The organism is Pseudoalteromonas sp. MSK9-3 (assembly GCF_003590335.1).
Classification (GTDB): domain Bacteria; phylum Pseudomonadota; class Gammaproteobacteria; order Enterobacterales; family Alteromonadaceae; genus Pseudoalteromonas.
In genome coordinates this window covers 1-358 of sequence record NZ_MIET01000078.1, presented here as the reverse complement: position 1 = coordinate 358, position 358 = coordinate 1, and the positions used below count along the sequence as shown (strand labels likewise).

General features: G+C 53.6%; 1 rRNA gene. It reads right to left on the bottom strand.

The window, feature by feature from the left end:
• Nucleotides 1–358 (bottom strand): 16S ribosomal RNA (locus BGP78_RS22485); the annotation flags it as partial.

The following is a 358-nucleotide window of genomic DNA, read 5'->3' as shown; positions in this document are numbered from 1 at the left end:
CGTTTACGGCGTGGACTACCGGGGTATCTAATCCCGTTTGCTCCCCACGCTTTCGTACATGAGCGTCAGTGTTGACCCAGGTGGCTGCCTTCGCCATCGGTATTCCTTCAGATCTCTACGCATTTCACCGCTACACCTGAAATTCTACCACCCTCTATCACACTCTAGTCTGCCAGTTCGAAATGCAGTTCCCAGGTTGAGCCCGGGGCTTTCACATCTCGCTTAACAAACCGCCTGCGTACGCTTTACGCCCAGTAATTCCGATTAACGCTCGCACCCTCCGTATTACCGCGGCTGCTGGCACGGAGTTAGCCGGTGCTTCTTCTGTCAGTAACGTCACAGCTAGCAGCTATTAACT